Origin of the sequence: Xanthomonas sp. SHU 166, from assembly GCF_000364685.1 — a bacterium.
GTDB classification, from domain to species: Bacteria; Pseudomonadota; Gammaproteobacteria; order Xanthomonadales; family Xanthomonadaceae; genus Xanthomonas_A; species Xanthomonas_A sontii.
In genome coordinates this window covers 1-5,486 of sequence record NZ_AQOJ01000404.1, presented here as the reverse complement: position 1 = coordinate 5,486, position 5,486 = coordinate 1, and the positions used below count along the sequence as shown (strand labels likewise).

8 protein-coding genes are annotated in these 5,486 nt (G+C 71.4%); all 8 read right to left on the bottom strand.

The features are described from left to right. Nucleotides 1-592: tetratricopeptide repeat protein (locus D180_RS11210; RefSeq protein WP_017912868.1), on the bottom strand; the 592-nt coding region annotated here is incomplete at its 3' end. Nucleotides 593-611: 19 nt separating this feature from the next. Continuing rightward, nucleotides 612-1,070 carry a cytochrome c-type biogenesis protein gene (locus D180_RS11205; RefSeq protein ID WP_017907310.1) on the bottom strand — a complete coding sequence of 153 codons (459 nt, stop codon included), beginning with the start codon at nt 1,068-1,070 and terminating at the stop codon, nt 612-614. Continuing rightward, nucleotides 1,067-1,675: a DsbE family thiol:disulfide interchange protein gene (locus D180_RS11200; protein WP_026143515.1), complete on the bottom strand. Its 609-nt coding sequence runs from the start codon at nt 1,673-1,675 to the stop codon at nt 1,067-1,069. The genes D180_RS11205 and D180_RS11200 overlap by 4 nt, the downstream gene beginning before the upstream one ends. Continuing rightward, nucleotides 1,672-3,606, bottom strand: coding sequence for a heme lyase CcmF/NrfE family subunit (locus tag D180_RS11195; protein WP_017912867.1), 1,935 nt, complete (start codon nt 3,604-3,606; stop codon nt 1,672-1,674). The genes D180_RS11200 and D180_RS11195 overlap by 4 nt, the downstream gene beginning before the upstream one ends. Before the next feature lie 225 nt (nt 3,607-3,831). Next, nucleotides 3,832-4,281: a cytochrome c maturation protein CcmE gene (ccmE, locus tag D180_RS11190; RefSeq protein WP_017912866.1), complete on the bottom strand. Its 450-nt coding sequence runs from the start codon at nt 4,279-4,281 to the stop codon at nt 3,832-3,834. Continuing rightward, a complete protein-coding gene (locus D180_RS11185; protein WP_017912865.1) occupies nt 4,278-4,454 on the bottom strand; it encodes a heme exporter protein CcmD in 177 nt (58 codons plus the stop codon). Before D180_RS11185 ends, ccmE begins: the two co-directional genes overlap by 4 nt. Then, complete coding sequence (ccmC, locus tag D180_RS11180; protein ID WP_010343777.1) at nt 4,451-5,200, bottom strand: heme ABC transporter permease CcmC; 750 nt, start codon at nt 5,198-5,200, stop codon at nt 4,451-4,453. Before ccmC ends, D180_RS11185 begins: the two co-directional genes overlap by 4 nt. Before the next feature lie 114 nt (nt 5,201-5,314). After that, nucleotides 5,315-5,486: heme exporter protein CcmB (locus tag D180_RS11175; RefSeq protein ID WP_043090832.1), on the bottom strand; the 172-nt coding region annotated here is incomplete at its 5' end.

Here is a 5,486-nt window from a genome sequence, read left to right as displayed (position 1 = left end):
CGATCTGTGGCCGCAGCGCCGCGGCGGTGGCCGCGTCCACGCGCGGCAACAGCGCTTCCCAGGTGGCCGCGGCGGCGGCGTCCTGGCCGCGCTGGCGCTGGGCGATGCCCAGGAACCAGGCGCCGCGTTCGCTGCCCGGCGCCAATTGCAGGGCGTGCTGCAGCCAGGCCAGCGCCTGGTCGTCGAACTGCCGTTGCGGGTTGGCCATCGCCCGCGCCTCGGCCGCCTCGATCAGCAACGGCGCCTGTTCCGGCGCCAGGCGCACCGCACGCGCGAATGCGGCCGCGGCCTCGGCGTTGTGCCCCAGCGACATCTGGCTACGGCCGAGCAAGGCCCAGCCGTCGGCCCGGTTGGGATCCTTGGCCAGCGCCGCCTGCAGTTGCTTCACGCCATCCTCGAGCGTGCGTGGTGCCTCGCGGTTCTGCGCCTGCAACGCGCGCGGGGTGCCGACCAACGCGTACAGCGCCGCCGTCGCCACGCCCAGCGCCAGGATCGCCACCGCCAGCACCGCACCGTTGCGGCCGCCGCCGCGCAGCGGCCACAGCACCACCGCGAACACCAGCGCCGCCAGCGCCACCGCCGCAGCCGACATGCCCCAACTCAGCATCGCCTCACCATTCCTGTTCGTCCTGCAGCGGCAGCGCCGTCGCCGCCGGCGCGCGCCGCCGTACCATCCGGATCAGCACCACGGCGCCGCCGGCCAGCAGCAGCAAGGGGCCGAACCACAGCAGCCAGGTGCGCGCTTCCAGCTGCGGCCGGTACAGCACGAACTCGCCGTAGCGATCGACCAGGAACTGCTTGATCTGCGCATCCGACTTGCCTTGGTGCATCAGTTCCAGCACTTCGCGGCGCAGGTCCATGGCGATCTGCGCGTGCGAGTCGGCCAGCGACTGGTTCTGGCATTGCACGCAGCGCAGTTCCGCGGTCAGCGCATGGAAGCGCGCCTCCTCGGCGGCGGAGCGGTAGGCCAGCGGCGTCGGATCGGACACCGGTTCGGCGCCGGCCAGCGTGGACCACGCCAGCAGCGCCAGCAGGCCCAGCCGCAGCGCAGGCCGGCGGTGCTGGCTCATGGCGTGGCCTTGCCCTGGGCGCGCGTCGGCGGGGCGTCGCGCTCGGCCTGCTCCAGTGCCGGCAGCAGTTCGTCGCGGATGATCGCATCGGTCAGCGGGCCGGCATGCTTCCAGCGCACCACGCCGCGCGCGTCGACCAGGAAGGTCTCCGGCGCCGCGGCCACGCCCCAGTCGATCGCGGTGCGCCCTTCGGGATCGAACAGCACTGCCAGGAACGGGTTGCCCAACTGCTCCAGCCAGCGCAGCGCGTCCTCGCGGGTGTCCTTCCAGTCGTAGCCGATCACCCGCACACGCTTGCTCAGCGCGAAACGGGTGAGCACCGGGTGTTCCTCGCGGCAGGCCGGGCACCAGCTGCCCCACACGTTGAGCACGTACGGCGCGCCCAGCAACTCGCTGCTGCGCACGCGGATCGAGGCGTCGTGCAGCAGCGGCAGTTCGAACGCCGGCGCCGGCTTGCCGATCAGCGCCGAGGGCAGCGCGTCGCGATCGGCGCTGCCGGAACGCTGCACCGCATACACCATCAACGCCAGCAGGCCGAGGAAGAACAGCGCACCCAGCAGGATGGCGGGCAGCGGCAGGCGACGTGGAGCGGGAGCGGACATCAGGGGGTCTCCGGGGTACGACGGAAGCGCCGGTCGGCGGCGGTGACGAAACCGCCCAGCGCCATCAGCGCCGCGCCAAGCCAGATCCAGCGCACGAAGGGTTTGACGTGCACGCGCATCGCCCAGGCGTTGCCGCCCAGCGGCTCGCCCAGGGCGACGTACACATCGCCGAACAGGCCGGGATGGATGCCGGCTTCGGTCATGTTCTGGCCGCCGCTGGCGTAAAGACGCTTTTCCGGGTGCAGCAGCGCCAGCGGGCGATCGTCGCGCAGCACCTGCACCTGCGCACGTTCGGCCACGTAGTTGGGGCCCTTGCGCTGGTCCAGTCCCTGCAGCTCGAAACGGTAGCGGCCCAGCTCCAGGTGCTGTCCGGGCGCCAGCGCCACTTCGCGCTGTTGCTCCAGGGCCTCGACCAGCAACGCGCCGGCCAGGAACACCGCGATGCCGGTGTGCGCCAGGGTCATGCCCAGCATCTCGGCGGTGAAACGGCTGCCCTTGAGCTGGCGCCGGCTCCATACGAAGCGCGCGGTGCCCAGCAGCACCCAGGTCGCAGCGGCGACGCCGGCAGCGGTCTTCCACGCGCCCTGCGGCGCCAGGAAGAAGCCGATCGCCCCGGCCAGCAGGGCCAGGCCGGCCCACGGCGCCAGCAGCGCCAGCGGCCGCGACGCCTGTTCGCGCTGCCAGCGGGTCAGCGGACCGAACGGCAGCAACGCCACCAGCGGCGCCATCAGCACGATGAACAAGGTGCCGAAGTAGGGCGGCCCCACCGACAGCTTGCCCAGGTCCAGCGCATCGGCCAGCAGCGGATACAGCGTGCCCAGCAGCACCATGGCGCAGGCGCAGGTCAGCAGCAGGTTGTTGGCCAGCAGCAGGGTCTCACGCGAGGCCGGCGCGAAGCGTTGCCGCGCCTCGTCGGCTGCCGCCGCCACGCGGCCGCCGCGCAGCGCATACAGCAGCAGCGCGCCGCCGCACAGCAGGCTCAGGAACACCAGGATGAACAGGCCGCGGGCGGGGTCGGCGGCAAACGAGTGCACGCTGGTCAGCACGCCCGAGCGCACCAGGAAGGTGCCGAGCAGCGACAGCGAGAACGCGGCGATCGCCAGCAACAGAGTCCAGGCGCCGAAGCTGCCGCGTTTCTCGGTGACCGCCTGCGAATGCAGCAGCGCCGCGCCGGCCAGCCACGGCATGAAGCTGGCGTTCTCCACCGGGTCCCAGAACCACCAGCCGCCCCAGCCCAGTTCGTAGTATGCCCACCAGCTGCCGAGGGCGATGCCGATGGTCAAAAAGCCCCAGGCCACGTTGGTCCACGGCCGCGTCCAGCGCAGCCAGCGCGCATCCACCTGGCCGTCCAGCAGCGCGGCGATTGCGAAGGCGAACGGCACCGCGAAGCCGACGTAGCCGGCGTACAGCAGCGGCGGATGGATCACCAGGCCGGGATCCTGCAGCAGCGGATTGAGATCGCGCCCTTCCAGCGGTGCCGGCAGCAGCCGCGCGAACGGGTTGGAGGTGAACAGCAGGAATGCCAGGAAGCCGATGCTGACCAGCGCCAGGGTGCCGATCACCCGCGCCACCACCGGGGCCGGCAGGCGCCGCGAGTACAGCGCGACCGCGCCGGTCCACAGCGCCAGGATCAGCGTCCACAGCAGCAGCGAGCCCTCGTGCGCGCCCCACACCGCCGAGTAGCGGTACACCAGCGGCAGCAGCGAATTGGAGTTCTCGGCGACGTAGGCCACCGAGAAGTCCTGGGTCACGAACGCATGGGTGAGGATCGCGAAGGCGCCGGCCACCAAGGCCAGCTGCGCGAACGCCGCCGGCCGTGCCACCGCCATCCAGCGCGCATCGCCGCGCTGCGCGCCGGCCAGCGGCAGCAGCGCCTGCAGCACGGCGGTGAGCAGGGCGAGGATCAGCAGGAGCTGACCGACCTCAGGCAGCATGCGGCCGGGACTCGGGACCCGGGACCCGGGACCCGGAAGAGCGCGTAGGCGAGGTCTGTAGGTTGGTCGCGGAGCGGTGCGGGATGCGTGCGAAGCAAAAACGGACCGTGCCAGTTCCGATGCGTGGATGCGCTGCCAAGTTGCAGATGTCGCGCAACCGCTTTCCCGGGTCCCGGGTCCCGGGTCCCGAGTCCCGGCTGTTCGGTTCCCGCGCTGTCCGAACCATCACTGTGCCACCCCCACATCATGCTTGCGATGCGCGCTGCCCATCTTGTCCGCCAGCTCCTTCGGCATGTAGGTCTCGTCGTGCTTGGCCAGCACGTCCTCGGCGACGAACACGCCGTCGTGCATGCTGCCGGTGGCCACCACCGCCTGGCCCTCGCGGAACAGGTCGGGCAGGATCCGGTCGTAGCGCACGGTGAGTTGCGCATCGCCGTCGGTGACCCGGAAGTGCGACTGCAGCGAACCGGGTGCGCGCTGGAACGAGCCTTTCTCGACCATGCCGCCGAGGCGGAAGCGCGCGTGCGCGCCGGTCTTGCCGGCCAGCACTTCGGCCGGGGTGTACAGGTAGGCGGCATTGCGCTGCAGGGCCATCGCCACCAGGGTGGTGGTCAGGCCGGCGGCCAGCACCAGCAGCATCAGCCACAGCAGGCGGCGCTTGCGCTGCGGGTTCATCGGCTCAGCTCCAGCGGCGGCGCCGGCTCGGCCTTGGCCTGGCGCTTGCGTTGCGCGCGCAGCCGTGCCGCCCGCAGGGCGTTACGCACCTGCAGCCGCGCCAGCACGAAATCGGCCAGCAGCACCCCGGCGAACACCGTGTAGGCGCCGACCACATACGGCAGGTAGTTCATCCGCGTGCCTCCGCCAGTTGCGTCACCCAGTCCTTGCCGGCCTCGCGGCGCAGGTTGTCGGCGCGCGCGCGCGCCAGCAGCGAGCCGGCGAACCAGAACTTGGTCGCGGCCACCATCAGCCACAGCGGCGGCAGCATGCTCGGGTCCATGCTGGACTGGCCGAACAGGCGGATGGTCTGGCCCTGGTGCAGCGAGTTCCACCACACCACCGAATAGCGGATCACCGGCAGCAGCACCACGCCGACGATGGCCAGCAGCCCGGCCGCGCGCGCGGCGGTGCGCCGGTCCTCGATCGCCAGGTACAGGCCCATCACGCCGATGTACAGGAACAGCAGGATCAACTCGGTGGTCAGGCGCGGATCCCAGTCCCACCAGGCGCCCCACATCGGCTTGCCCCAGATGCTGCCGGTCAGCAGGGTGATCAGGGTGAAGGCGGCGCCGATCGGCGCGCAGGCCATCGCCAGGATCTCGCACAGCTTGATCCGCCACACCTGGGCGATGGCCGCGTACACGGCCATCAGGCCGAACACGAACAGGCTCATCCAGGCGCTGGGAACATGGATGTAGAGGATGCGGAAGGCGTCGCTCTGCAGGCGGTCGGCCGGGACCACGAACAGCGCCTGCCAGATGCCCACGCCGGCCAGCAGCAGCGCCGCCAGGTAGCACCACGGCGTCCAGCGCGCAGCGAAGCGATCGAAGGTCGGCGGCGAACCGAGTTGGTGGAACCAGCGGACGAGAGAGGCCATGCGGACGATTCTAGCTGGCGGAAGGCGGGCTTCGATGCGACAACAACGGAACGGCGAGGGAACACTGCGCTTGCATGGTACGGCCGCCGTCGCGCCGGCGCTGCCCCAAAAGGCTCAGCTCAGCGAGATGCGGATCGCCGCGGCCGCCGCCAACGGCGCCAGCACCAGGCCCGCGACCAGGCCCGCGGCCAGCAACAGCAGGCCGCCGGCCGGATCCAGGCCCTGCGCCGCCGCCGCCACGCTGCCGGCGCCGAACACCAGCACCGGCACGTACAGCGGCAGGGCC